This is a genomic window from Corynebacterium sp. HMSC055G02 (assembly GCF_001809065.1).
GTDB classification, from domain to species: domain Bacteria; phylum Actinomycetota; class Actinomycetes; order Mycobacteriales; family Mycobacteriaceae; genus Corynebacterium; species Corynebacterium jeikeium_D.
Window position 1 is genome coordinate 25268 of the sequence record NZ_KV795653.1, and the last position, 24541, is coordinate 49808.

General features: G+C 58.5%; 19 protein-coding genes. 5 read left to right on the forward strand and 14 right to left on the reverse strand.

What is annotated here, in order from left to right; all coding sequences use genetic code 11:
- Window positions 1-167: 167 nt before the first annotated feature.
- From HMPREF2547_RS05235 to HMPREF2547_RS05255, 5 genes are all read right to left on the reverse strand, one after another.
- Entirely contained in the window at window positions 168-470 is a 303-nt protein-coding gene (locus tag HMPREF2547_RS05235; protein ID WP_005509529.1) for a DUF2469 domain-containing protein, read from the reverse strand.
- A gap of 54 nt (window positions 471-524) precedes the next feature.
- Window positions 525-1229 (reverse strand): ribonuclease HII, encoded by a 705-nt coding sequence (locus HMPREF2547_RS05240; RefSeq protein WP_224783775.1) that lies wholly within the window; start codon window positions 1227-1229, stop codon window positions 525-527.
- The gene (gene lepB, locus HMPREF2547_RS05245; protein ID WP_048735525.1) at window positions 1204-2001 is read right to left on the reverse strand and encodes a signal peptidase I; all 798 of its coding nucleotides are present in this window, start codon (window positions 1999-2001) and stop codon (window positions 1204-1206) included. The genes HMPREF2547_RS05240 and lepB overlap by 26 nt, the downstream gene beginning before the upstream one ends.
- Before the next feature lie 74 nt (window positions 2002-2075).
- Window positions 2076-2417: a 50S ribosomal protein L19 gene (gene rplS / locus HMPREF2547_RS05250; protein WP_048761860.1), complete on the reverse strand. Its 342-nt coding sequence runs from the start codon at window positions 2415-2417 to the stop codon at window positions 2076-2078.
- Between the two features lie 139 nt (window positions 2418-2556).
- The gene (locus tag HMPREF2547_RS05255) at window positions 2557-3966 is read right to left on the reverse strand and encodes an HNH endonuclease signature motif containing protein (protein WP_049170763.1); all 1410 of its coding nucleotides are present in this window, start codon (window positions 3964-3966) and stop codon (window positions 2557-2559) included.
- Window positions 3967-4307: 341 nt separating this feature from the next.
- Between HMPREF2547_RS05255 and HMPREF2547_RS05260 the strand changes: the two genes are divergently transcribed.
- Window positions 4308-5288 (forward strand): DUF1648 domain-containing protein, encoded by a 981-nt coding sequence (locus tag HMPREF2547_RS05260; protein ID WP_070604990.1) that lies wholly within the window; start codon window positions 4308-4310, stop codon window positions 5286-5288.
- A gap of 26 nt (window positions 5289-5314) precedes the next feature.
- Here the strand turns inward: HMPREF2547_RS05260 and HMPREF2547_RS05265 are convergent, their stop codons facing one another.
- Complete coding sequence (locus HMPREF2547_RS05265) at window positions 5315-7633, reverse strand: Tex family protein (RefSeq protein WP_070604995.1); 2319 nt, start codon at window positions 7631-7633, stop codon at window positions 5315-5317.
- Window positions 7634-7715: 82 nt separating this feature from the next.
- On the opposite strand from HMPREF2547_RS05265, the gene HMPREF2547_RS05270 reads away from it, so the two are divergent.
- Complete coding sequence (locus HMPREF2547_RS05270; RefSeq protein ID WP_016422552.1) at window positions 7716-8210, forward strand: DUF1877 family protein; 495 nt, start codon at window positions 7716-7718, stop codon at window positions 8208-8210.
- On the opposite strand, the gene HMPREF2547_RS05275 is transcribed toward HMPREF2547_RS05270, so the two are convergent.
- The 4 genes from HMPREF2547_RS05275 to rpsP all read right to left on the reverse strand — a co-directional run bounded on the left by HMPREF2547_RS05275 (window position 8170) and on the right by rpsP (window position 10822).
- Window positions 8170-8817, reverse strand: coding sequence for a phosphatase PAP2 family protein (locus HMPREF2547_RS05275; RefSeq protein WP_070604999.1), 648 nt, complete (start codon window positions 8815-8817; stop codon window positions 8170-8172). The two genes, HMPREF2547_RS05270 and HMPREF2547_RS05275, sit on opposite strands and share 41 nt — an antisense overlap.
- A complete protein-coding gene (trmD, locus tag HMPREF2547_RS05280; RefSeq protein WP_070605002.1) occupies window positions 8817-9704 on the reverse strand; it encodes a tRNA (guanosine(37)-N1)-methyltransferase TrmD in 888 nt (295 codons plus the stop codon). The genes HMPREF2547_RS05275 and trmD overlap by 1 nt, the downstream gene beginning before the upstream one ends.
- Window positions 9701-10195, reverse strand: coding sequence for a ribosome maturation factor RimM (gene rimM, locus HMPREF2547_RS05285; protein WP_049171609.1), 495 nt, complete (start codon window positions 10193-10195; stop codon window positions 9701-9703). The genes trmD and rimM overlap by 4 nt, the downstream gene beginning before the upstream one ends.
- A gap of 144 nt (window positions 10196-10339) precedes the next feature.
- Window positions 10340-10822, reverse strand: a complete 483-nt coding sequence (gene rpsP, locus HMPREF2547_RS05290) for a 30S ribosomal protein S16 (RefSeq protein ID WP_038628648.1) — start codon at window positions 10820-10822, stop codon at window positions 10340-10342.
- A 298-nt stretch (window positions 10823-11120) separates the two neighbouring features.
- Here rpsP and HMPREF2547_RS05295 point away from each other — a divergent pair, with 298 nt between their 5' ends.
- Complete coding sequence (locus HMPREF2547_RS05295; RefSeq protein WP_070605005.1) at window positions 11121-13271, forward strand: acyltransferase family protein; 2151 nt, start codon at window positions 11121-11123, stop codon at window positions 13269-13271.
- Between the two features lie 16 nt (window positions 13272-13287).
- Here HMPREF2547_RS05295 and ffh read toward each other — a convergent pair whose 3' ends face one another.
- Complete coding sequence (ffh, locus tag HMPREF2547_RS05300; protein WP_070605008.1) at window positions 13288-14901, reverse strand: signal recognition particle protein; 1614 nt, start codon at window positions 14899-14901, stop codon at window positions 13288-13290.
- Between the two features lie 605 nt (window positions 14902-15506).
- Between ffh and HMPREF2547_RS05305 the strand changes: the two genes are divergently transcribed.
- Both HMPREF2547_RS05305 and HMPREF2547_RS05310 read left to right on the forward strand, forming a co-directional pair.
- Window positions 15507-16397 (forward strand): hypothetical protein, encoded by an 891-nt coding sequence (locus HMPREF2547_RS05305; protein WP_070605011.1) that lies wholly within the window; start codon window positions 15507-15509, stop codon window positions 16395-16397.
- A 482-nt stretch (window positions 16398-16879) separates the two neighbouring features.
- Complete coding sequence (locus HMPREF2547_RS05310; protein ID WP_048735495.1) at window positions 16880-17629, forward strand: hypothetical protein; 750 nt, start codon at window positions 16880-16882, stop codon at window positions 17627-17629.
- A gap of 167 nt (window positions 17630-17796) precedes the next feature.
- Here HMPREF2547_RS05310 and ftsY read toward each other — a convergent pair whose 3' ends face one another.
- The 3 genes from ftsY to HMPREF2547_RS05325 form a co-directional block, all read right to left on the reverse strand.
- Window positions 17797-19356, reverse strand: coding sequence for a signal recognition particle-docking protein FtsY (gene ftsY, locus HMPREF2547_RS05315; protein ID WP_049171536.1), 1560 nt, complete (start codon window positions 19354-19356; stop codon window positions 17797-17799).
- A 47-nt stretch (window positions 19357-19403) separates the two neighbouring features.
- The gene (gene smc / locus HMPREF2547_RS05320; protein WP_070605017.1) at window positions 19404-22898 is read right to left on the reverse strand and encodes a chromosome segregation protein SMC; all 3495 of its coding nucleotides are present in this window, start codon (window positions 22896-22898) and stop codon (window positions 19404-19406) included.
- Between the two features lie 88 nt (window positions 22899-22986).
- A complete protein-coding gene (locus HMPREF2547_RS05325; RefSeq protein ID WP_070605020.1) occupies window positions 22987-24303 on the reverse strand; it encodes an ammonium transporter in 1317 nt (438 codons plus the stop codon).
- Window positions 24304-24541: the final 238 nt, after the last annotated feature.

Here is a 24541-nt window from a genome sequence, read left to right on the forward strand (position 1 = left end):
TTACTGCCTAGACTTTTGCCGCCTTGGCGGTTCGGAAACACTCTTGCACAGCGGGCATGACAAAGGCCCTCCGATAAATGCTCAGAGGGCCCTAACTGTGGATAATTTTTCGACTGTGGATAACTGTTAGCAGCTAGCCATAACATGCGATGACAGGCGACGATAACCTACGGCAGTCGCAAGTCCGGCTTATCCAGTTCCTCGATATTGACATCCTTGAAAGTGATAACGCGCACGTAGCGGACAAACCGAGCCGGGCGATGGACATCCCACACCCACGCATCCGACATCCGCAGCTCGAAATAGACCTCGTTTTCGCTGTTGTGCGGAATCAGCTCCACAGCATTAGCAAGGTAGAACCTGCGCTCCGTCTCAACAACGTACGAAAACTGACTAACGACATCGCGGAACTCCTTGTACAGGGATAGTTCAACGTCGGCCTCGTAGTTTTCTAGATCTTCTGCGCTCACGACCGCGACGGCTCCTTCGAGTGTTTACATGTTGCTCTTTTTGTACATGTTGGTCTATTCGGGGTGCTCAAGATACTCCGCGTGTGCCAAGCGCACATTGCGGTATGACCACCGATGCTCCGGGGTTGCGCCATGGCGTGAAATCGCTTCCATATGCGATGACGTGCCGTAGCCCTTATGCCCCGCCAGACCATAGTCCGGATACTTCTCCGATAGGTCAACCATAATGCGGTCGCGGGTGACTTTGGCTAAGACACTCGCAGCAGCAATACATCGGCAAGCGGAATCACCACCAATCACGGGCAAATAGGGTGCCGTGAAGCCAGACACCTTGAGTGCGTCGGTAAGCACGTAGCCAGGACGCTGCCCCAACCCGGCTACCGCGCGGCGCATTCCAGTGACATTCGCGTCCTGGATGCCGAATTGGTCGATGTAGGACGCGGGAATCGTCGTCACGCAAAAAGAGGTGGCGAAGCGTTGGATGAGCGGAAAGAGCCGTTCACGTGCGGCCGGCGTGAGCTTTTTAGAATCGGTGAGCTTATCCAGCTCTGCGATAGGGCGTTCTGGAAGGCAGCAGGCGGCGATAACTATCGGGCCTGCACAGGCGCCGCGACCAGCCTCGTCGACCCCGGCTACAGGTCCAAAGCCGCGCTTTGCCAGCGCGACCTCTATCGTGCGCGACTGCTTCAGCCTCCGCAGTTTCGGCGCCGGCGGCGTGAGCAGACTGTGCTGACTAGTTGTGCTGGATGTCCGGATCATCGACGCCACCGATGCGGTTAAACGGCAGGATGATTGCCTGCACCTTGCCGACGACGTTATCCAGTGGCACAGTACCCTGCAGCTCGTCGCCCATGTGATAGCGAGAGTCCGCGGAGTTGGTGCGGTTATCACCCATGACCCACAGATGCCCCTCCGGCACTGTTACCGGCCCGAAGTACGGGCCACCACACTGCTCTGAGCCAAGATTATCCACCACCGGCTTGTCTGCTGGAGTTTTAATGAAATCCTGGTCTGTCATCTTGCCGTCAACCATGATGCCGGGATCTCCTGGGCGACACTGCACAGTCTGCCCACCCGTGGCAATCACACGCTTGACCAACGCATTTTCATCAGGGGCGACAAGGCCAATCCAGGAACCAACCGTCTGCAGCGAGTTTGCCACCGGGTTAGTAGAACGCTGTGACACGTAGTTACTATTCCAGGACTCCGGGCCATTAAAGACGACAACATCGCCGGGCTTGGGATCTGAGAACTGGTAGGAAACCTTATCCACCCAAATGCGGTCACCGGTGCACCCGACACATCCGTTGAGCGTCGGCTGCATCGACTCGGATGGAATCACGTAGACACGGCCGATAAAGGACTGCACACCAGCACTGATGAGCAGGGCAATCACGATAATGATTGGAATCTCGATGTACCACGGAGTGTGCTTTTCAGGCTCCTCGTCAAGTTTCCGGAAGCCTTTCAAGCCTTCAGTACGGTCTTCTTTTTGGCCGTCAGTCTGTTCGCGAGAATCGTCGTCGGTCATGGGAAAAGACTATACGCGATAGAAAAATCCCCACCGAGCTCAACACTCGATGGGGATTATTTTGCGCCAAAAGACTAGCGGCGCTCCTTGATGCGTGCAGCCTTACCGCGCAGGTTGCGCAGGTAGTACAGCTTCGCACGGCGAACGTCGCCCTTGAAGACAACGCGAATCTCGTCGATGTTCGGGGAGTGCACCGGGAAGGTACGCTCAACAGCGATACCGAAGGATACCTTGCGGACGGTGAAGGTCTCGCGGACGCCGCCGCCCTGACGACGGATAACGACGCCCTTGAAGACCTGAATACGCTCGGTCTTACCCTCGACAATCTTTACGTCGACCTCGACGGTGTCACCAGCGCGGAACTCCGGAATGTCGTCGCGCAGGTATGCTGCATCAACCTTGTCAAGAATGTTCATGGAAACTTATTCCTTTACTTTTTGCATAGACAGAGGACCCTGGCGGCGCTTTCCCACAGAGGGACGCTCGGCCGGTTCATGCCCGAAACAGGTAAAGCTGCCTATAAAGACAACCTGGAAATTATTACACACCCCCTGGTCAGAAACCAAACTCTTCCATGTTCGGCGGGTCTTGCGGGTCTTGGGGAGCTTCCGAGTCTTGGGGGTCTTGCGGGTTGGGAGTATCGGTGTCTTCTCCCCTGCGCGCTTCCTCGACCAGCTTCCGTGATTGCTCTATCAGCTCCTGGCGATACTCGTTATATTCTGCCAGCGCCTGCGTCATCCGCAGTCCCCGTTTGTCGAAAGTGTAGCGCCCGTGCCCGGCAAGCGGCCCGTCTTCCAGGCTCACCGCCTTTTTGCCCGTGCTTGACGACGTCCACAGTTCCACCCCATCCCGATCACGTGCAACATTCCACAGACCAGCTGTTTTCATGTTGTGGTGCCGGCGGCAGAGGCAGTGGAGGTTCGGCGTTTCTGTTGCCCCGCCCTCCTCTGGGTGCTCTTTGTCGTACGGCTCAATATGGTCAATGTCGCAGAGCTCCGCGGGTACATCACACCCCGGAAAGCGACACGTTCCGTCCCGACCTTTAACGAAGGCTCTCTGACTTTCGGTTGGGGCGTAGCCCTCCGCGGTTTCGTCGGCAAGCATACGAATATGCGTGACCTTATCAATCCACGCCTGCGTAGCTAACTGCGAGATCCAGCCAACGCCGCCAAGCCAGGCGGTGCGGGGACGCTCCTCTGTGGCAGGACAGTATAGGTTGAGTACGATTTTTGCCTCGGCGGTGCCGCGGATGAGGTGTGTCAAAGCTTCGACTCGAGTGCAGCCAGCTGAGCTGGAGATGGACTCGAGGGTGGTTTTGAATTCGAGAGCGCGGGTCTTTTCCAGCTCCATAAAAACTTCCGCGAAGTTGTCGCTCTCTTCAAAACCGATACTCTCTCCTACTATTTCGCGTTCTCCTGCAGGAAGCAGCGGATCGACATCACCCGGAAGGTTTTTGGGGCGAAGCTGAGGTTCAATTTCTTCGATAACCCGTTGCAGGAATTTATGTAGGCTGCGAACTCCCCGGAGTGCCTCGCCATGCTTTCGGGGAATGACAAAGCGGGCAATTTCTTCTTCAACAGCTGCACGCACCTCTGGATCGTGGAGCGGCGCTGTCGCGCGAGCAATGGTGATCAGATGCGCAAAGGGCAAATGAGCTCGAGCTTTAATAAAGGCACCCAGCCGGGGCATACGCGCTAACTGAATGCCGACCTCTACATACTCGAGCGCCTTACCGCGGGAAATACCCAACTCGGGTGCGATTTCAGCAATGTATGCATCCACATCAATCTCAAGCGACTTCGGCGTGCAACCGCAAGCTATACCCAGTTCCAGGCGATTGCGTTGGATACCCGCCACCGCCAACTGGTTCGTGGATGACTCGTGGAAAAACTGCGGCGCTTCAGGCAGCAGAGCCGCTTGGTAAACATCGGACGGTTGTTTGGCCGGACTATCTTTTTCAGACATTGTTCCCCCAAAGCCCCAACCCCGCTCAGTGTCGATAACCAGTGAATACCACTAGCCCAACGCCAAGAAGAGAAGCTCAAGCACTTTGTTCTTGATGCCTCCATTTTAGCACACCCATTCGATTGTGCAACCCCTTTAATAAAACTTTTTCGCTTGTACATTCGAGTGAATTGTTGAGCGTGTTATCAAATGTCACGAGGTGCATCTTCTGGCGAAACTCCGCGCACACTAAGACGGCACGCTACAACCGCTCGCTACAACGTCACGCTGATACAGCACTCCAATAACGACCGCTGCCGACCGTTGCTACAAAGCCCCCCCCCAACTGCTAGATTGTCTCCATGCAGCAGATTCCACGCTTTGACCCCTGGATTGTTCGAGGAACAATCATCGCCCCGTGCGTTCTGGCGATTGCACAGCTTCTGTGGGTAATTGCCATTTCCGACCGACTACCGGAGCAGTTAGCAACGCATTGGAGCGGTAGCGGCACTCCCAACGGTTTCATGCCGCCAATTCAAAGCACATTGATTATGGCCATCATCGTCATCGCATGTGCGCAGATCGGTTGGCTCGGTGCAAAGACCAGCACGCCGCTTGTCGTGCGCAAGCCAATTGCAATAACCAACCTCGCCCTCTGCGGCTTCTTAATCGGCATTGAATTCGCGATTATCATCCCGCAGATCGGCACGACGGACCCTACGACCGCCCGAATCGGCTGGATCTATGCAATAGCCGGCGTCATCATCGGCCTAGTAGCGGCCCTGCTCGTGACGCGCCGCCTCAAGGACTACTCCTCGCTTACCGACGCCACGGTCACCGAGCCGACATCGCCACAGTTGCCCCATCGAGAAGGAGCCCCGACTCCCATCGACGTCAGTGTGACCATCTCTAAGGGCGTCAAAATCGCCCTCGCAGTCTGGTGCGTGGTGTCTGTAGCGCTCGCAGTGTTCCTGCCAAGCCTCGGCATTGTTTTTCTGCTGTGCACGCCGCTATTCCTCATCGCATATGAAACCGGCATGACACTAGACACGGACCCGAAGACAGATTCCATTACCGTTTTTAACGGCTGTGGACCGCTGAAGATGAAACACCCCATTGAGCTTCGAACCATCAAATATGCGAAGCCGGCCACTTATAACTGGGCCGACGGTGGCGGTATTGGGCTTCGACTTGGCAATGATGGCCGCATCATCGTGGCGGCACGGTCAGGCGAGGCAGTCAAGATTGAGACCTCGGGGTCCGATTACACCATCGTCGTACCGGATGGAATGGCTGCGGCTATCGCGGGTGAGATCAACAGCCGCATCGACGCTATGCGCTAATAGGCTATGCGCTAACAGATCAAGCGCTAAAAGCCTGCCCTGCGCAGCGCGTCGGCCATGGAACCGCCCTGCTTCTTGTTCTGGGAACCGCGCTTGCGCCCCTTGCCGCGACCATCACCACGACGGCCATCACCACGACCATCACGGCGACCGCCGTCACGCTTTGGCTTGGCATCCGAGGCGTCGTCGTCAAGCCTGAGCGATAGACCGATGCGATTGCGTTCGACGTCAACGTCGAGAACCTTCACCTTGACCACCTCGCCCGAGCGGACGACCTCGTGCGGGTCGGAGACGAAACCACGAGCCATGTTGGAGACGTGGACGAGGCCGTCCTGGTGGACTCCGACATCGACGAAGGCGCCGAAGGCCGCGACGTTGGTGACGGTGCCCTCGAGAATCATGCCGGGCTGAAGATCGGAGACCTTCTCCACACCTTCCTTGAAGGTGGCGGTGACGAACTCGGGACGCGGATCGCGGCCGGGCTTGTCCAGCTCGGTCAAGATGTCTTGGACTGTGGGCAGGCCGATACCTGCGGACTCGTCGACGAAGTCTGCAGCACGCACCTTGGACAGGACACGGGAGTTGCCGATGAGCTCCTGGACACTAACGCCGGTCGAAGCGGCGATGGCATCGACGACGCGGTAGGACTCCGGGTGCACGGCGGAGGCATCCAGCGGGTTGTTAGCGCCGTGGATGCGCAGGAAACCGGCGCACTGCTCGAAGGCCTTCGGGCCAAGACGCGGAACCTTCAGCAGCTCCTTGCGGGAGGTGAAAGCGCCGTTTTCGTCTCGGTAAGCGACGATGTTGTCCGCAACAGTCGAGGACACGCCAGCAACTCGACCGAGCAGCGGCGCGGAGGCGGTGTTGACCTCCACGCCGACAGCGTTGACGGCATCCTCGACCACGGCATCGAGAGAGTGCTCGAGCTTGGTCTGGGAAACGTCGTGCTGGTACTGGCCGACACCGATGGACTTCGGATCGATTTTGACGAGCTCAGCAAGCGGGTCCTGCAGGCGGCGGGCAATCGATACGGCACCGCGGAGAGATACATCCATGTCCGGGAACTCAGCTGCTGCCAGGGACGATGCGGAGTAGACGGAAGCACCGGCCTCAGAAACCACCACAGGGGTCGGCTTCTTGCCACCGGCCTGAGCAATCAGGTCAGCGATTTCGCGGGCCAGGGTTTCGGTCTCGCGGGAAGCGGTGCCGTTGCCGATGGCCATGAGCTCCACGCGGTGCGTGGCGCAGAGAGTGGCCAGTTGCTCCTTGGCGCCGGACCAGTCATTGCGCGGCTGGTGCGGGTAGACGATGGCAGTGTCGAGCACCTTGCCAGTGGAGTCGACAACGGCGCACTTCACACCATTGCGGTATCCCGGGTCCAGGCCGAGAGTGGCGCGCTGGCCAGCCGGTGCAGCCAGCAGCAGGTCACGCAGGTTACGGGCGAAGACATCCACGGCTTCGGCCTCGGCGCGCTCCTTCAGTCGAGTGCGGGCATCGAGGGCAGCGGACACCTCCAACTTGGTGCGCCAACCGAAACGAACGGCCTGGTCAATCCACTTGGAGGCACCGCCGTCGGGAAGCTCAAAGGCCTCACGAATCATGTGTTCGTAGGTCTCATCCTCACCCGCATCGATGTTGAGCGTCAGGATGCCCTCGGCCTCACCGCGAAGCACGGCCAGTACACGGTGGCTAGGCATGGTGTCCAGAGGTTCGTTGTGCTCGAAGTAGTCACGGTACTTCGCACCCGCAGTCTCCTTGCCCTCCACCACGGCAGCGGCGGCGGAACCGGAGGACCACACCTGCTCACGGACAGAGCCAACCAAATCAGCATCGGTAGCGAAGCGATCGACCAAGATGGCACGGGCACCGGTCAGAGCGTCCTTCGCATCCTTACCAGCTGCCTCGCCGTACTTAGTGGCTAGAGTCTCGGGGTCCGCGGCGGGGTCGGCCAGTAGCTCCTCCACCAGCGGTTCGTACCCGGCCTCACGTGCAATATCGGCCTTGGTCTTGCGCTTCTTCTTGTACGGCAGGTAGAGATCCTCCAACCGCGCCTTAGTGTCGCAGGCGAGGATGGCGGCCTTCAGGTCGTCGTTAAGCTTTCCCTGCTCTTCGATAGCGGCGAGAATCGTTTGCTTGCGCTCTTCTAGTTCGCGCAGGTAGACGACGCGTTCCTCGATGAAACGCAGCTGTGTGTCATCGAGTCCGCCGGTTACTTCCTTGCGATAGCGGGCGATGAAAGGCACGGTGTTGCCTTCGTCGAGAAGCTTGATAGCGGCGGCGACGGCACTTTCGGCAACGTCCGCACCAGTGGCGGCGAGTTCTCGGGCAATTACTGATGAAATCACCCGGGCAACTTTACTATCGTGGAAGTACCAATTGGCGAACGCCCCACAGAAGGCTCGCAGTAAACACCGGAAAAGGAGCCCCATGAAGCAGAAACTCTGTGCCGAATACCTGCGCATCTCCGATGAGGAGGCAGCGCGGTTAGTTGAGGTCGCAGCACCTGCGGCAACCAGCGACGGCGGCACGGCGGGGCTTGTTAACGACGGCGCGGAGAAGATTATCCTGCAGCACTTCGTCGACGTTCCGGACGAAGACGCCCTGGACATCGACACGGACTGGGAGTCCCTGCTGCGCACGTTGACCGGCAATCCCATCGACGGCCAAGCACTCGGCGACCCGCTGGCGGAGGCCATCCTCGGCGCCGACCGCGTCTGCCGCAAGCCGCTGTCTGCAGTCATCCGCGCCGATCGCGTCGGCGACGTGCACCAGACGCTGGCAAGCATCGATCTTGCCGCCCGCATCACGGACAATGGTTCGCTTATCGACGAAGCCACTGCGACACAGCGGTACCGCGAACTCGTGGCCTTCTACGAGGAGACTAAGGCAGCGCGTAGCGCCGTGCTCGTGGCCATCTCCTAAGAACTAGCAGCGCAACTGCTAAGCCGATAACTCCGGCAATGAGGCCGCCGATGACATCGGTGAGCCAATGCGCCCCGACCCACACGCGCGACAGAGCCACGGCGCCGATAAGCGCGATGATGGCCAGGTCGAGCAGCTTGCGGGCTGTGCGGCGCAATACGGGGATGGCAAGCTGCATCGCGGCCATACCGCTGGAAGTAACCGCTGCCACATGTGCAGAAGGAAACGCCGCGTCATGTAGGTTGACCAGCGAGAACTCCTCACCCGGTCGGTCGCGGTCCAAAAACCACTTCATGGCATAAGTCACCGCAATCGACGAACCGAATGACGCCGGCAGTAGCAACGCCCACGCACGGAAGCGGAACCACAGGAGTGCCGCAGCAACAAGCGTGACCGGCGCGATGTAAATCGGCCGGATAATCTCGCTCAAAGCCAGCATCACACTATCGACGCGGCCATCCCGCGCCCCATGCAGGTCACTGACCCAGCCCGCAAACGACTGATCCACGCTCCCCGCCAGCTGCGTCTGAGTGAACCACGCCAGTGCACCTAGGACAGCTAACCAACCAATGACATGCCGGGGTCGCGCAATTCGAGCACGTGCCACTAGCGGTTCTCCTCCGTTACTTCTTCAATGACTTCTTTAATTGCTTCTCGGTCACGGGCGCTGAGGTCGACGTCGGCAAGCAAATCGGGGCGGCGCTCGGCCGTGCGGATTAGTGACTGCTCGCGCCGCCAACGGTCCACCAGCGCGTGATTGCCGCTGAGCAGGACATCCGGCACTTCCAGACCACGCCACTCGCGCGGCTTCGTGTACGACGGCCCTTCGAGCAGACCGTCAGAGAACGAGTCCTCCTCGTGGCTCTTGCGATTACCCAGCACACCAGGGATTAACCGCACGACGGACTCGGCGATCACCAGGACCGCCACTTCCCCGCCGATAAGCACATAGTCGCCAATAGAGACCTCACGTACGCGGTAGCGGTTGGCAGCATCGTCAATAACGCGCTGGTCAATGCCCTCGTAGCGCCCGCACGCGAACACAATGTGCTCCTCGTGTGAGAACTCCTGCGCCATCTGCTGCGTAAACGGCTCGCCCGCCGGGGTCGGGACGATCAGCAGGGGCTTCGCTGAATCTTCTTCGCTTAACGACGGCACTTCCGCTGCAGCATAGGAAGATTCCTCGGCCAAACCCAATTTCTGATCATGGCGGACATTGTCCAAATGTGGCACCGCGGACGTGAGCGACTGCTCCGCTTTCAGCGCCGCTACCTCGTCGAGGGCGGGACCCCAGACATCCGGCTTCATAACCATGCCGGGGCCACCGCCGTAGGGTGAGTCATCCACGGCCTGGTGTACACCTGGCGCCCAGTCGCGCAGGTTGTGTACGCCGACGCTCAAAATGCCCTGCTCAATTGCCTTGCCCAGCAACGCATGACGCAGTGGCTCGAGGTACTCCGGGAAGATTGTGACTACATCGAGACGTAAGCTCACAGCTCCAACAGTCCTTCCGGCGGGGTGATGGTGACAGTAGAATTCTCAAGGTCAACTTCCGGAACGATGTCCTCTACCAGAGGGATGAGTACCTCCCGGGCCCCGTCGTCAAGCGTGACTTCAAGGAGACGATGAGCGGGCGCGCGGACGATAGAAGTGACCTCGCCTATATCGGTGCCGTTATGGACTACGCGCAGGCCTTCAAGTTCAAAGTCATAAAAGTCCTCGTCTTCGAAGACGGGCTCGGCATAAAACTTCATACCCCGATGACGCTCGGCCTCATTGCGGCCCGGAATCTCCTCGAAGCGAATCAGCAAACGCCCCTGGTGCGGGCGTGCCGTTTTCACAGTCAGCTGTTCCTCACGGCCGGCCTGTACACCCAACAGCGTGGCCCCGACTGCGAAACGCCCTTCCGGGTCATCCGTTGTCGCATCGACGACGACTTCCCCGCGCACACCGTGGGGCTTGATCACTCGGCCAATAAGCACCATGTCAGCTACCGACACGCGCACACTCCCTCTCTTATAAAGGCTCTGTAAAACACCCCGCGTAAAGCAAAAAGGCGCCACCCAACACTTCGTCTTGAAGTATAAGGTAGCGCCCGGATTAGCTAAGCGGCGTACTCAGCGTCCTTATTACTCGGCGTCCTCGGAAGCCTCGGACTCAGCAGCCTCAGCCTCGGCAGCCTTTGCGGCCTCCTCAGCTTCCTTAGCAGCCTTAGCTGCTTCCTTGGCCTCGCGGCGCTTAGCGGTGATGGCCTCAGCGGACGGGCCATTGTTGGCCTCTTCCAGAGCCTTGTTGAACAGCTCGAGCTTGGTCGGCTTCGGCTCAGCAACCTTCAGAGTGCCCTCTGCACCCTCGAGGCCCTTGAACTTCTGCCAGTCGCCGGTGACCTTCAGCAGAGCCAGAACCGGCTCGGTCGGCTGTGCACCGACGCCCAGCCAGTACTGAACGCGCTCGGAGTCAATCTTGATGATCGACGGCTCTTCCTTCGGCTGGTAGATGCCCAGGTTCTCAATGACCGCACCGTTGCGACGGGTACGAGCATCAGCAACGACAACGCGGTACTGAGCGGTACGAATCTTACCCAGGCGCTGCAGCTTAATCTTGACTGCCATGAGGAGTTCCTCTTTCTTCTATGTCACTGGACAATACTTATGCATCCGAGCTCATGAGTAATTACTAACGAAGTGCCTCGGACCGGTTTTGCCCTTGGGATATTTACACTGCGCGTGACCACCGGGCGGCCGTGGCCGGATCCGATGAATTCGCAGTCGTGCCTCAGCTGAGGATTCTCATTGAGACAACTCGAGGTATGTTACCAGCAGTTTTTGGAAATTAACAAAACTGCGCACTCGAAACGCTGCATACCCACTAATGCTGAACGTCGTTGACAGTGCGGTAACGTAACATTCTATGAAAACCACCGGCACCCAATATAGGTATGACTTGGACGGACTACGGGGCATTTCGATTGCCCTCGTAGTCCTTTTCCACGTTTACGTCGGCCGCGTTTCCGGTGGTGTGGACGTATTCCTCTTGCTCTCCGGGTTTTTCTTCTTCGGCGCGCAGTACCGCAATGCCATCAATCCCCGGCAGTCCATCAATCCATGGTGGAGCATCTGGCGCACGCTGCGTCGCCTAATCCCGACACTAGTGCTGGTCCTCTTTGCGACAACCCTGTTTGTCATTTACTTCATTCCATCGCTTCGCACGATCGACATTGCCCAGCAACTCCGCGCCAGCCTGCTCTACTACCAAAATTATGAACTGGCACTCCAGGGCTCGGACTACGCAGCCGCAGAGAGCGAAACCTCCCCACTGCAGCACCTGTGGTCAATGTCGGTACAGGGCCAGTTTTATCTCGGCTCCATTTTGCTCATCTCCCTACTCGCCTGGATGACGCGCTCACCCCAGATTGTCGGCGCGGTTACCTCACCGGTGGAGGCGAAGCGCACCGACGCTACCGGCGGTAAACTCCGCCGAATCCTCACTCCGTTGCTGGCAGTTATCACTCTCGGCTCGATTGCCTATGCCTTCTATATGCACTCCGAGAACCAGGGGTGGAACTACTACTCCACTGTCAGCCGCCTCTGGGAACTCTGCCTCGGCGCACTACTCGGACTGATTCTTGTCCGGGGATCCATCCCCATGCCCAAGCCACTTCGAGTGCTGTTAGCCAGCATCGGCCTCGCACTGGTAGTCTCCACCGGTTTCATCTTCGACGGCGCCGCGCAGTTCCCAGGCCCTTGGACCCTATGGCCCCTCGGTGGTGCTGCGCTGATTATTATCGCCGGCCCTGAGGCGGGCTGGATCTCCAAGTTCCTGGCCAGCCGCCCAATGCGCGAAGTAGGCCAGAGCGCCTACGCGCTCTACCTGTGGCACTGGCCTCTTCTCATCCTGGCCATAAACTACCTCAACCGCGATACTCCGGGGCTGAAGCTTGGCACCGCAGTGATCGTCGTTTCCTTTATTTTGGCCAAACTCACCAACAAGTATGTCGAGCTGCCGCTGGCTCAATCGACTCGCCGACCGACCCGGACTCAGCCCGTCGTCGGCGATGCAATCCACGCAATGAAGCATCGTCGCCCGGCTCGTCGTCTAGCGGTAGTCGGCACTGTTGTCGTCATTGCGTTGGTCGGCATGTCCAGCCTTGTCAACGTGCAACAGGTGCGCGTCGATCGCGCCTCCGCCACCAGCCTAGATCCAGAGGTCTATCCAGGTGCACTCGCGCTTACCGACGGGTACGAGGTCCCCAAGGCAGCCACAAAGCCGAATTCCGATTTCATCACGGACCTTTGGCCGGAACCTGCCCTCGATGGCTGCCTTGCGACAGGCGGTGAGGACGTCGGATACTTCCCGCCGAATCGCCGTTGGCGCGATGAGACCCAGCCGTGTGTCTACGGTGATCCAGATGCTAGTGACTCGATTGTCATCGTCGGCGGCTCGCACATGGAACATTGGTTTGCCCCGATTGATGCCTACGGCAAAAACAACGGGTACCGAGTGGTGGTTCTTCTCCGACAAGGCTGTCCAGCGACCTTAGAACCGATCCACGGAGTCGGCGATATCTGCGTGGCCTGGACTTTCGAGGCTCTGCAGAAAATTGACGAGATTCAGCCAGAGATGGTTTTCACCACTTCAACCAGACCCCTGTTCCAGGCGGACCCACCGCAGCCGGGCGACTACACACCGGATGGTTACGTTTCGTTTTTCGCTGCTCTACAAGAACGCGGAATTGATTTCTTCGCCATCCGCGATAACCCATGGGCGCTACGGGAGGACTTGGACCAATTCTCCCCCAGTGTATGCGAAGAAGCGGAAGAAGACTGCACTATCCACCGCAAAACTGCCCTAAATGCAGAAAATCCCGCTGAGGAGATTCTTGCGAACTTCCCCAACGGGCACAGTCTAGATTTCTCCGACATCTTCTGCGGTCCGACCACCTGCCGTAAAGTTATTGGCAATATCTACGTCTACCGCGACAGCAATCACATCACCGATGAACTAGCGGCCACTTTCAGTCCTGAAATGGACCGCCAGATTCAGAAGGCTCTGCGGGACTAGCTACTTCTAGTCCCCGCTACTTCTTGCCCTGTCCGAAGTCGAGATTGTTGGGGTCAAAGTCCTCCATACCTTCTGGCAGCTGATTACCCATCTGCTTCTGCAGCTTCTGCAGTTCAGCCATGCTAGGCATACCCGGCATGCCCTGCATACCTGGCATTCCAGGCATACCGGGCATTCCGCCACCGCGCATTGCCTTCGGCGGCGTTGGACCACGGTTAGCGCCCTTGCGCTTATTCTTGCCCTTGCCCTTTCGACCACGCTTGGCCTTGCGGTTCGATGGGCGACCACCGCCCATACCAAATCGGCCGGCCATCTGCGCCATCATCTTCCGCGCCTCATTGAAACGCTCGATGAGCTGGTTAACCTCTGAAACGGACACACCGGAACCGTTGGCGATACGACGACGTCGTGAAGCATTCAGAATCTTCGGATTCTCGCGCTCTTCCGGAGTCATACCGCGGATAATCGCCTCGATGCGGTCAAGCTGCTTTTCGTCGACCATTTCCGCGGCCTTGGACATTTCCGCGCCGCCGGGGAGCATCTTGAGGATGTTGCCGATTGGTCCCATCTTGCGGACCATCATCATCTGCTCGAGGAAGTCCTCGAGAGTCAGCTCACCGGAACCAATCTTCTGGGCGGACTTGGCAGCCTGCTCATGATCGATTTCCTTGGAAGCGACCTCAACCAACGTCTTTAGGTCACCCATCCCCAGGATGCGGCTGGCCATACGGTCTGGGTGGAAGACGTCAAAGTCCTCCAACTTCTCGCCCGTGGAGGCGAACAGAATCGGCTTACCGGTGACCTCACGGATAGACAGTGCAGCGCCACCGCGCGCGTCGCCATCGAGCTTGGTCAGTACAACGCCGGTGAAGTCAACGCCGTCTCGGAAGGCCTTGGCGGTCTCTACCGCGTCCTGACCAATCATGGAGTCGATGACAAACAGAACTTCATGCGGGTTGATGGCATCGCGAATATCGCGGGCCTGCTTCATCAGAACCTCATCGATACCCAGGCGACCTGCGGTATCGATAATCACCACATCGTGGCGATGCTGGCGAGCATAAGCGAGGCCACGGAACGCGGCGTCAACTGGGTTGTCCTCGCTGGTGCCCATTTCATGGGTGGAATCGAGGCTGGTGCCCGGGAACGGTGCGAAGCACGGCACGCCTGCACGCTCAGCGACAATTTCCAGCTGCTGCACCGCGCCCGGACGCTGCAGGTCACAGGCGACGAGGACCGGAGTGTGCCCCTGATCCGTGAGGTACCTGGCCAATTTACCGGCCAAGGTGGTCTTACCAGCGCCCTGCAGACCGGCCAGCATGATAACCGTTGGTGGCTGCTTCGACATATTCAGCCGTCGAGTCTCGCCACCGAGGATGTTAATCAGTTCCTCATTGACGACCTCAATAATCTGGTTTGCCGGGTTGACAGTCTGGCTGCCAATAATTTCGTTAGCGCGTTCCTTGATGCGCTTGATGAAGGTACGGACAACCTCGAGGGAGACATCGGCTTCCAGAAGAGCCAGCCGAATCTCGCGGGCGGTGGCGTTAATATCCGCCTCAGTCAGGCGGCCCTTCCCGCCCAGCCCCCGCAGGGCACCCGTCAAACGATCGGAAAGAGACTCAAACAAGTTTCCAGCTCCCCTTTTGCCTTGTTTTTTCTTAACTGTTCTACCGTACCCGCTGGATACTCCATTTGGCACATATCTACAGCTTCGCCTATCGACAACGATTGCAGCCCACCCACCCTAAATGCCCCGATTCGGGTGTAACCAATAGGAAGTAAAAAATAGCAATAGGATAAAGCTCTTTTATTCTCGCGGACGTTAAATTACTGTTCGTTACTTTAACGTGACAATTAAACGAGCCTCCAGATATGAATGCCCTACTGCGTAAAGAACGTTTATCCAACTCAGCTACCACCAGTTAGATAACAGACAAATAACGCCAGTGGCCAGCTTTTACTAAGGACACCCTTAGTAGGAACCTCCCCCGGAATGGTGTAAGCCAAATGGCAAACCGGCGGCATTACAGCAGGTCAAAGCACGCCACTGCGCACCTGATGTTATTCCTATAACTACCTCCAATACTATTCATATATCAACCAGTTTATGGTTAATCATGAACCTAGTTAACCGCAGTTGGCCTGGTTTTATTTTCCGCCGTGCACGATGAGGGATGAACGGCGAAATCATATTCATTGGTCTCTGACCGTTTGACTCCTTGAGAGGTTTTCATGAAGAAGTTCACCACGGCTATCGCCGCCGCTGCCTTCTCCGCCAGCATGATTGCAAGCGCAGGCACCGCTACTGCACAGATTCCGGACTCAATGCCGACCGAGTGCCCCGCCGGCCAGCACTTTGAGAACGTCGGAGGCACTTTCCAGTGCGTCGCAGACCAGCCTGAGCAGGATTCCACTGACGGAATTCCGGCCCCAATGCCGGACAAGTGCCCAGACGGCCAGCACTTTGAGAACGTCGGCGGAACCTTCCAGTGCGTCGCGGACCAGGAGGCTCCTAAGCCCGAAACACCGGGCGACAATGGGTCCCAGCCGGGCGACCTGGGAAACCCAGGCATTTCTGATAAGCAGTGCCCGGAGGGCGAGCACTTCGACATGAGCAAGCCAGTCCCAGGCAACCCGAACGTCTTCGGTGTCTGCGTCAAGGACGAGGCGAAGCCGGACACTGACAAACCAGGCACGGACAAGCCGGACGCTGACAAGCCAGGCAAGGACGACGAGAAGCCGGGTAAGGACGGCAAGGACGGCAAGGACGGCAAGGACGGTAAGCCAGGCAAGGACGGCAAGGATGTCAAGGTAAACGTTGACATCAAGATCTCTGCTGAGTGCAAGAACGAAAACAAGTGCACGAAGGAAGAGAAGAAGGCCAAGGAAAAGGCTGAGAAGAAGGCTTCCGAGTCCAAGAAGACGACCTCTTCCGAGAATGTAAAGAAGGTTTCGGACTCCAAGAAGTCTGAGCACAATACCTCGGAGTCCAAGAAGGCTTCTTCGACTCAGAACACTGGCCTGGCAGCCACTGGCGTTGACGCCACCACCCTGGGTGGAGCCGCTCTGGTTCTCCTGGTCGGCGGTGTCGCCGCTACCCGCATCGCCCGCAAGAACCGCTAAGAAGCTTAGGGTTCTACCCCGCTAACGAAACATAAAATGCTCCTGATGCCAATTCAGCATCGGGAGCATTTTTGTGCGTCACACCTCCGAAAAGTCATAACGTCTAGAGCTCGAAGCATAAAACCCACAGGTACCGATTTTTTTACCAAACCTCTACGCTCCCACCCGCCTCTCGCCACCCCGACACGATCAGATGCCAAGCTTCGCTAGCGAAGACAGAAAAGCCTCCCCGCCGAGTGAACAGTGACGAGTTCTAAAGATGCTCCAACCACAACGGGTGTACACACTCAGCGTTGTAAATATAAGTTCCCGCTTTCCCTTACTGGGACTTGGACGAGTCAACAATTTCGATTTACCCCCTCCCCAAGCTCACGTCACCAAAGACTGTAATTAGTTATTAGAATCAAAAGTGTGAACAGTGTTTCCCCCCCCTTAAGCCCGTTGATTACAGGGCTTTCCTATAGACATTGTGAGGTTTCCAAATGAAGAAGCTCTCTTCGACCATGGTGGCCGCTGCCGCTTCAGCCGGCATGCTCATCGGCGTTGGCGCTGCCACCGCACAGATTCCTGACCCCGCCCCGTCGGAATGCCCCGCCGGTCAACATTTTGAAAATGTTGGCGGTACTTTCCAGTGTGTAGATGACGCTGCAAACCCGGATCCAGGAGGTTCATCTAACGATGGCATCCCACCGGGCGTTGAGGACACCCAGACCTGTCCCGACGGTTCCCCGCGTGACATGAGCAAGATTGACCCGGCAACCGGGGCTTACGGTGCTTGTGGCACTTCAGATGATTCCGGCCCAACTCCGGAGCCTGATGAAGATGCCCCAGAAAATGACGGAATTCCGCCGGGAGTCGATGACACCGCAACGTGCCCCGACGGTTCCCCGCGTGATATGAGCAAGATCGACCCGGCAACCGGAGTCTACGGCTACTGTCCGACCTCCGATGACGAAACTCCGGGCGACGATGAGAACCCAGGCGATGACGCTCCGGGCGACGATGAAAACCCAGGTGACGAACAGCCCGGGGAGGACGAGAATCCTGGGGAGGAAAATCCAGGCGACAAGCCCGACACCCCTAAGAATGACGGTAAGCAAACCGGGACCAAGAACACTGGGCTAGCAGTCACTGGTGTTCAGGCGACTGCCCTCGGCGGTGCCGCTCTTGCACTCTTGGTCGGTGGCGTGGCAGCTACCCGCCTCGCACGCAAGAATTCTAAGGATTCCTAGCACAACTCTCCGCTAGATTCCTAGCACCTCAACATTAAAGGCCCCGGAGCCCCGCGTATCCTCTACAGAAATCTACGCGGTGGCTCCGAGGCCTTTATTTTTGCCGGGGGCAACGGGCGACGCTGTACTCACCAATCGATGGAAAATTCACTCATCGATGTTAGTTACTATTTGCGGCCGCCGAGCAGTGCGTCTACGAAGCTCTCCGGCTCAAACGGCGCCAGGTGGTCAGCACCTTCACCAAGGCCAACCAACTTCACCGGCACACCGAGCTCGTTTTGCACCTGGAATACAATGCCGCCCTTCGCGGTACCGTCCAGCTTGGTCAGGGCAACGCCGGTGATGTCTACTACATCCCGGAACGTACGAGCTTGCAGTAGACCATTTTGGCCAACCGTCGCGTCCAAAACCAGGATGACTTCGTCAACCTGAGCCTTCTTCTCCACCACGCGCTTAATCTTGTCCAGTTGGTCCATCAGACCGACCTTGGTGTGCAGGCGGCCGGCGGTGTCGATGAGCACCACATCAGCGCCGGACTCGATACCGTGAGCAACTGCCTCAAATGCAATAGAAGCAGGATCGGCGCCTTCAGCGCCGCGAACGGTCTCCGCGCCAACGCGTCGCCCCCAGGTCTCCAGCTGGTCGGCTGCAGCAGCACGGAAGGTATCCGCTGCGCCGAGAACAACACGGTGGCCACCGGCGACCAGTACACGAGCCAGCTTGCCCGTCGTCGTGGTCTTACCTGTGCCGTTGACACCGACTACCAGAATCACTGCGGGCTTGCCCTCGTGCGGAAGTGCGCGGATGGAGCGGTCCATCTCAGGCTTGCACTCCTCAATCAACACCTCACGCAGCAGGGCGCGCACTTGCTCTTCCGTGCTCACCTTCTGGCTGGCAATACGCTCGCGCAGCTTATCGACGACACGCTGCGTCGCAGCCGCACCGAGGTCAGCCATAACCAGGATGTCTTCAACCTCTTCCCACGCGTCCTCATCAAGGTCACCCGCGCCCAAGATGCCGAGCACAGACTGGCCAATTGCATTCTGCGACCGTGACAGACGACCGCGCAGGCGGCCCAGACGTCCCTCAGCCGGGTCGATGGAGTCAATCTGCTGTTCTGCTTCTGGCTCTGGCGTCGGCTCCGGCGCAGCTTCCGGCTCCGGCTCTGGCGTCGGTTCTGGTTCGGGAGTCGGCTCCGGCTCCAGCTCCGGTTCAGGAGCAGGAACTACCTCTACCTCAGGCTCTGCTTCGGGCTCTGGTTGTGGTTCCGGCTCGGGCTCTGATTCCTCTTCCCCGGCTGTTGGCAAATCGATTGGGATTTCCCGCATTACGCGGTCATAATCCCCCTCCATTTCGGTGGGGTTATCCGGAATAACCAGTCGACCTTCTGGTTTCAGCAGTGAACCGTCCGGCTGATCGGCAGGTATATCAGCCTGCTTTTCCTCTGGCTCCGGGGCCTGCTTTTCAATCGGCTTTTCCGCCGGTTTCGGCATCGGTTTTTCAACCGGCTGCTTCTCGCGGGTATCAGTCCCACCACCGGCCGGAGCGAAGTTAAAACCACTAGTGGCCTGGTAATTTCCAGACTTCTCCTGCTGGGTGAGTTCCTTAGTATCTTCCTTCGCAAAGGAAATGCGCTGGTTCTTCCTGCGGACATAGCCCACAACAAAGAGCAGCGCGATAATAACGACAATCGCGACGACAAGGAGTATCCACTGAGTTGGAGTCATAACTCTCATTATGCAGTATCAACGACTCTTCCTCACTTACTCCGCGCTTACTCCGCTCCTGTCGACGGAGTTGCGGATGCCGGTGACATTCGCTGCGAGATTACTCGAGTCACACCATCGCCCCGCATGGTCACGCCGTAGAGCACATTCGCAACGTCCATTGTTGGCTTCTGGTGCGTAATGACAATCAGCTGACTGGTCGCGCGGAGTTCCTCGAGCAGCGCAATAAGGCGACGCAGGTTAACGTCGTCAAGCGCGGCTTCAACCTCGTCGAGTACGTAAAAGGGACTCGGGCGCGCGCGGAAAATAGCGACGAGCATTGCCAGCGCCGTCAGCGACTTCTCGCCGCCGGAGAGCAACGACAGCCGCTTAACCTTTTTGCCCGGCGGGCGGGCTTCAACCTCGATACCTGTCGTGAGCAGGTTGTCCGGCTCGGTGAGAACCAGTCGTCCGTCGCCGCCCGGGAAAAGCGTTTGAAAGACCGCGGGGAATTCTGCCTCGACATCGTTCCACGCGTCTGTGAAGAGCTGCAGGATCGTGGCATCGACTTCCTCGACAACATCGGTGAGGTCCTGGCGGGCCTTGAGGACATCATCGAGCTGCGTGGATAGGAAAGAGTAGCGCTCCTCCATCGCCTTATACTCCTCCAGCGCCAACGGGTTGACGCGGCCGAGCACACGCAGATCCTTCTCCGCCTGTTTGAGCTGCTTCGTCACGGCTGCGCGGTCGAAGTTCTCATCAGGAGCAAAGTCCGCGAGCAGGTCATCGACAGACAGCCCCAACTGGTCGACGATGCGCTCTGCAGCCTCGGTCACGCGGACCTGCGCCTGCGCACGGGCGATGTCGCCCTGGTGCGCGGAATCCGTTAGCTGTGCCAGCTCACGTTGCGCCGTATTCGCCTCCGTCCGGGCCTCTGATAGTGCCTGCGACACCGTCTTCTTCTGCGCCTCGGCATCGTCGCGATCGGCCTCTGCCCTCGCCAACGACACGTTGACCTTCGCATGCAAATCCTCAGCCAGCTCCGCGACAACTTCTGCCAATTCGCGCTGGGCAACCTTCGCCATCTGCGCCTGCTCATGGCGGGCCTTCGCTACGCGCTCCGATGCAGCCTGGCGACGGAGCCGCTCGGCCTTGCCTCGTACACTCGACAGTCGCTCCTCTGCCGTACGCAGCGACAGACGCGCCTCTGTTTCCATGGCGCGCACAGCCGTCAGCGCCTCCGAGGCACGGTCACGTTCGCTTGTCGACGGTTCCCCCTCCTCGGGGTCACGGTCAACGCGAGCTAAGCGGTCTGCGACCTCCGCCAACTCCTTCTGGAGCTTCGTTACTCGGTCCGCGGCTTCGGCTCCGCGCTGCTCAGCGCGTTCGGCATCATGCACCACGCCGGACAGCTGCGCTGTGGCCCGAGTTCGGGCATCCGTGAGGACCTTCATACGACTCTGATGTTCACGCAGCGCAGCACGGGCGGCCGCCGCGTCCGTGCGGCGGTCCTCTTCTTCGGCCTGCGCACCGGAGAGCACACCACCGAGGTCACTCAAACGCACCTGTGCTTCTGCTAGTTCTTCGCGAGTCTTAGCAATGTCGGCGGCGATTTCCACACCTGATGCAGTGCCACCAGCACCGCCAGCTACCCAACCAGAGCCACGCAGCACACCATCGCGGTCAACAACGCGCAGTCGAGTATCCTGGGTCACCAGCTCACGGGCGACGTGCTCGTCGTCGCAGGCCACGACATCAACGAGCAGAGAGGTCAACGAACCCGAAAGCTCCGCGGGCACTGTCACATGATCGAGCAGCCAGGATGCCTGTGCGGGCAGAGTGATGTCCAAGCGCCAAGAGTCGGATGCATCCGCAGAATTGATAACAACGGCACTGCCCTTGCCCGTGGCCACCAGCTCGTCGATAAGCGAATCTCCACTGCCCTCGCTGACCAGTGCTTCGGCGGCCGCGCCGAGGGCGGCAGTGAGCGCTTTTTCCCAGCCAGCGTCGACATCGATGACTTCAGAGAGAACGCCGAGCTCGTGCTTTTCACGTAGCCACGCGGTGCCGTCGTTGGCAGCGGCGGTGCGGGCGGTCTCCAGAGCTTCGATGCGGGCGGAAAGACCTGAGACGCTGCGCTCGAGGTCGCGCTCGTCAGCGCGGAGTTCTTTCAACCGTGTAGAGGCCAGCTCTGCTTCCCGGTTGGCCTGTTCATAAGCACTCTGCAGCTCGGGACCTTCGAATTCTGCCTCGGCTAGCTCCTGCGCGGCGTTTTCCACAGCTTCGGTGGCATCGGCACGGCGTTCGTCGGCCTCATTGGTTTGCTCGGCAAGGCGTGCAGCTTCGGCCTCGGCGGCTTCCAAGCGGGTGCGCAGAGATTCTTCTGCGGAAATGAGACGAACCACGCCTTCGCGACGGTCGGCGATTGCGCGAACGGCCGCGAGGTGCTCCGCTTCGGCTTCGCGGAAAGTCTCCTCGGCATCGAAGAGCGTTTCGCGGATTTCCTCCAGTTTTTCGCGGGCCTCTGCCTCAGCCTCAGCGAGCGTGGCTTCTTCGGTGGCGGCGTCGTCGGCACGCTGCTCCAGGAAGTCCGGGTCTGGGCCTACCCACGGAGCGACGGAGTGGTCGGCCGCGCGATCGGCGGCGATGCGGGCCGTCGCTTGAATACGCTCACCGAGTGCGGAGAGACGAAACCACAAATCACGGGCAGCATCGGCAGCTGGAGTGATGTCCTCCAGTTCGGCTTCGAGTTCTGCAGTGCGCTCAGCGGCAATCTCGGCTCGCTCCGTGGCGGCCTCCACCTTTTCCTCAATGAGCTTGGCTTGACCAGCAATGTCATTGAGGCTGTCCTGCAAATCCACGAAGTCCGCGGCAGCCAAACGCAACTTGGCGTCGCGCAGGTCTGCCTGCACAGTCTGGGCGCGAGAGGCGGCCTCAGCCTGACGCTTCAGCGGTTTGAGCTGACGGGCAAGCTCACCTGTCAGATCCTGCAGACGGTCGAGGTTAGCCTGCATCGACTGGAGTTTGCGCTGCGCTTTCTCCTTGCGGCGGCGGTGCTTGAGCACACCCGCTGCTTCTTCGATAAACGCACGACGCTCCTCTGGCCGCGACTCCAGAATCTGCGAAAGCCGGCCCTGGCCGACGATGATGTGCATCTCGCGGCCAATACCGGTGTCGCTGAGGAGCTCTTGGACATCCATGAGGCGGACGCGAGAACCGTTGATTTCGTACTCACTTGCGCCGTCGCGGTACATGCGACGCGTGACAGAGACTTCCTTATATTGAATGGGAAGTGCCCCATCGGAATTGTCGATGGTAAGAGTAACCTCCGCGCGCCCCAAGGGCTTTCGCCCGGAGGTACCCGCAAAGATGACATCTTCCATTTTGCCGCCACGGAGGGTCTTGGCGGAATGCTCACCCATAACCCACGCGAGGGCATCGACGACATTCGACTTTCCGGATCCGTTCGGGCCGACAACTGCGCAGATGCCGGGCTCAAATTTCATCGTCGTCGCCGAAGCGAAGGATTTAAAGCCCTTCAGAGTCAGCGATTTCAAATACATGGGGCAATATCTTACCCGTAGTTACGGTTTGGAGCTGAATTACCCCAAGCACTCACTCATTTACACAGCCTTGTTTACACGGCGCCGTTTACACAGCCGCCTGCTTGGCCGACGTGTAGGCCGACTCACCGTGCTGAGCGACGTCGATACCAGAATGTTCCTGCTCGCCGTGGATACGCCAACCGACGGTTGCCTTCAGGACTCGGGCAATGATGTACGTCAGCACGCCCGAGAACACAGCTGCGATGACAGCAATAATGATCTGGATGGCAAACAACTTCAGCCCGTCGATGCCACCGCCGGTAAGCAATCCGCGATCGTTGGCCAGCAGGCCAACACCAATCGTTCCCCACATAGCTGCAACCAGATGTAGACCAACCACATCCAGGGTGTCATCGAAGTTGAACTTGTACTTTAAGCCAACGCCCCAGCAAGCCAGCGCACCGCCGATATAGCCCAGAATGATTGACGTCACTGGGTTCATATCTCCTGCGGCCGGAGTAATAGTCACAAGCCCTGCGATGACACCCGAAGCGGCGCCCAGCGAGGTGGGATGTCCATCACGAATACGCTCGAGTGAAATCCAGCCGAGCATCCCCACGCACGCTGCCACCGTCGTATTCAGCCATGCCAGACCAGCGACACCGTCGGCAGCAAATGCCGAACCGCCGTTGAAGCCAAACCAGCCGAACCACAGCAGTGCAGCACCCAGCATGACGAGTGGCAGATTGTGCGGGCGATGCTGGCTGCCATCGATGGACTTGCGCTTACCGACGATAATCGCCAGCACCAAAGCGGCAGTACCAGCAGCAATGTGCACAACCGTACCGCCAGCGAAGTCAATTGGAGCGATCAATGCTTCACCGTCAGCGGTACCGAACAGCTTTGCCGACAGCCCCTCTGCCGAGTGGCTCAGCAGGCCACCGCCCCAGACCATGAAGGCCATTGGGAAGTACACCAGCGTCGTCCAGAAGCCGACGAAGATCAACCAGGTGGAGAACTTCACACGTTCAGCCAGCGCACCGGAAATCAGCGCCACCGAGATAGAGCAGAACGTGAGCTGGAACCCGATGTCGATGATGTTCGGGTACCCGTTCGCACCTGCGATGTAGTTGCCGTCACCATCCGTAATCGAGTTACGCAGACCGAAGAACTCGAATGGGTTGGCAAAAACACCACCGATCGACTGCGATCCGTAGGACATCGACCAGCCCCACAGCACGTAAATGGCACCGACAACGCCGACCGCACCAAAACTCATCATCATCATGTTGAGCACCGACTTCTGTCGCGACATGCCGCCATAGAACAGCGCGAGCGCCGGTGTCATCAGCAAAACCAACGAAGCCGAAATCAGCATCCACGCTGAGTTTCCCGACTGTGCAATTACTTCTTCAGGCGTCATATGTGCCTCCCCTGTCTGTCAGTAGGTAGTTATCAACTTAAATCACTTTTCCTCCGTATTTGCGTATTCTTTTTCTCCCTTGCGTAGTTTTCCAGGGCTCTAAGACCTCTTCAGCGTCCCAATTGACTATCTGAAGACACGAAAAAATCCCCCGCCAACTGCGTAAAAACAACGACGCAGAGCGAGGGATAGAACGTATTCGAATTTTTCGGATTCCTACACCGACATGGGGGGGGGG

Excerpts from the sequence above, each read along its gene's own strand:
- HMPREF2547_RS05255 (WP_049170763.1), bottom strand. The coding sequence starts at position 3,966 with ATGTCTGAAAAAGATAGTCCGGCCAAACAACCGTCCGATGTTTACCAA.
- HMPREF2547_RS05325 (WP_070605020.1), bottom strand. The coding sequence starts at position 24,303 with ATGACGCCTGAAGAAGTAATTGCACAGTCGGGAAACTCAGCGTGGATG.
- HMPREF2547_RS05310 (WP_048735495.1), top strand. The coding sequence starts at position 16,880 with ATGAAGAAGCTCTCTTCGACCATGGTGGCCGCTGCCGCTTCAGCCGGC.
- rpsP (WP_038628648.1), bottom strand. The coding sequence starts at position 10,822 with ATGGCAGTCAAGATTAAGCTGCAGCGCCTGGGTAAGATTCGTACCGCT.
- smc (WP_070605017.1), bottom strand. The coding sequence starts at position 22,898 with ATGTATTTGAAATCGCTGACTCTGAAGGGCTTTAAATCCTTCGCTTCG.
- HMPREF2547_RS05270 (WP_016422552.1), top strand. The coding sequence starts at position 7,716 with ATGAAGCAGAAACTCTGTGCCGAATACCTGCGCATCTCCGATGAGGAG.
- HMPREF2547_RS05260 (WP_070604990.1), top strand. The coding sequence starts at position 4,308 with ATGCAGCAGATTCCACGCTTTGACCCCTGGATTGTTCGAGGAACAATC.
- rimM (WP_049171609.1), bottom strand. The coding sequence starts at position 10,195 with ATGGTGCTTATTGGCCGAGTGATCAAGCCCCACGGTGTGCGCGGGGAA.
- rplS (WP_048761860.1), bottom strand. The coding sequence starts at position 2,417 with ATGAACATTCTTGACAAGGTTGATGCAGCATACCTGCGCGACGACATT.
- HMPREF2547_RS05240 (WP_224783775.1), bottom strand. The coding sequence starts at position 1,229 with ATGATCCGGACATCCAGCACAACTAGTCAGCACAGTCTGCTCACGCCG.
- HMPREF2547_RS05305 (WP_070605011.1), top strand. The coding sequence starts at position 15,507 with ATGAAGAAGTTCACCACGGCTATCGCCGCCGCTGCCTTCTCCGCCAGC.
- lepB (WP_048735525.1), bottom strand. The coding sequence starts at position 2,001 with ATGACCGACGACGATTCTCGCGAACAGACTGACGGCCAAAAAGAAGAC.
- ftsY (WP_049171536.1), bottom strand. The coding sequence starts at position 19,356 with ATGACTCCAACTCAGTGGATACTCCTTGTCGTCGCGATTGTCGTTATT.
- HMPREF2547_RS05295 (WP_070605005.1), top strand. The coding sequence starts at position 11,121 with ATGAAAACCACCGGCACCCAATATAGGTATGACTTGGACGGACTACGG.